The organism is Aliterella sp. E5.1, from assembly GCF_057473825.1.
Genome location: NZ_JBYCCV010000380.1, coordinates 1 through 1,449 on the forward strand (window position 1 = coordinate 1; position 1,449 = coordinate 1,449).

1 protein-coding gene is annotated in these 1,449 nt (G+C 50.2%); it reads left to right on the forward strand.

Features of this window, described 5'->3' with window-relative positions; translation table 11 throughout:
* Positions 1-1,449: DUF3854 domain-containing protein (locus AC2VE5_RS27455; RefSeq protein ID WP_486890696.1), on the forward strand; the 1,449-nt coding region annotated here is incomplete at both ends.

Below are 1,449 nucleotides of genomic sequence, written 5' to 3' on the forward strand. Positions count from 1 at the left end.
ATGGCGCTCTTGTGCCGTAGACCCGGACATCATTGCTCTCAATGTCCACAGCATGGAAGGTCAGCGCCCCTACGAATATCTTTGTTACTCACCGTTGCTGCCACGCACAAACACCGGACGACTAGCAACTTGGGTATTGAGGCGTTATACCCACACCGAGCATGGCGGTTGGTGGTGTGATGGACTAGATCCGTTGGATAATTGGCAACCGATGCGGTGGGGCTGCTTCAAGCCAGATAGACCAGTCCGCGATGAAAAAGGCAAGCTAGTTAAATACGAGCATCCGTTCAAGTGCAGTACTAGAGCATTTTTCCTCAGAGTAACAGTGCAAATTTGGCGACGGGTAGCTCATTTATACAACAAACGATTGCCAGATAACATCGTCGTAACTGCTGACGGGGAAGCATTAGGATTCTGGGCGTGGGTACTAGAAAATAACATCCCGATTACAATCACAGAGGGAGCAAAAAAAGCTGGAGCGCTTCTAACCGTGGGGTATGCGGCGATCGCTTTGCCAGGAATCGACGGCGGCTATCGCACGCCCAAAGATGATGCAGGGAATAAAATTGGTCGCTCCTACCTGCTGCCAGAGCTAAAGCATTTTGCAACTAGGGGGCGGAAAATCTATTTCTGCTTCGACCGCGACTCTAAGCGAAAAACTGTCCGCAACGTCAATCGAGCAATCACCACTACTGGGAAATTATTAACTCAATTAGGTTGTGACATCTGGGTAATTAGCTGGCAGCAACCAGAAAAGGGCGTGGATGATTTTCTTGCTGCCCACGGAGCGGACTTGTTTGAGCAAGTCACGAGTTTAGCTGCCAGTTGGGACACTTGGCTAGGCAGAAGCTACACTCAGCTTGCTTACGCCCCAGATATTCTAGTCAACCGCCGTTATTTAGGGGAGATTTCTCTCCCTCATGCAGCACAGCTAGTCGCAATTAAGTCACCCAAAGGCACGGGTAAAACGCATTTGTTAGAAAGCGTCGTCGCTGACGCTATAGCTAGCGGGCAGTGGGTGCTAGTCGTCGGTCATCGGGTACAGCTAGTAGAAGCCTTATGCCATCGCTTCGGCATTCCCTACATTACCGAAGTCAGAACCTCAGAGACAGGCTCAGTTTTAGGCTACGGGCTGTGCGTAGATAGCTTACACCCCCAAAGTCAAGCGCAGTTTAATGCCGACAATTGGCACGATGGCGTAGTGATTATTGATGAATGCGAACAAGTCATTTGGCACGCGCTTAATTCCAACACTTGTCAGACTTCGCGGGTGGCTATTCTCCAGCAACTCAAAACCCTACTATCCAACGTGCTACAAGGTAATGGGCGGGTGTTTCTAGCAGATGCGGACTTAAGCGATTTGAGCATAGATTTTGTGCGTTCGCTCTCTGGGTATGGCACCGAACCGACTGTAGTAGTCAACGGGTGGCTGCCAGGACCAGAAGAATC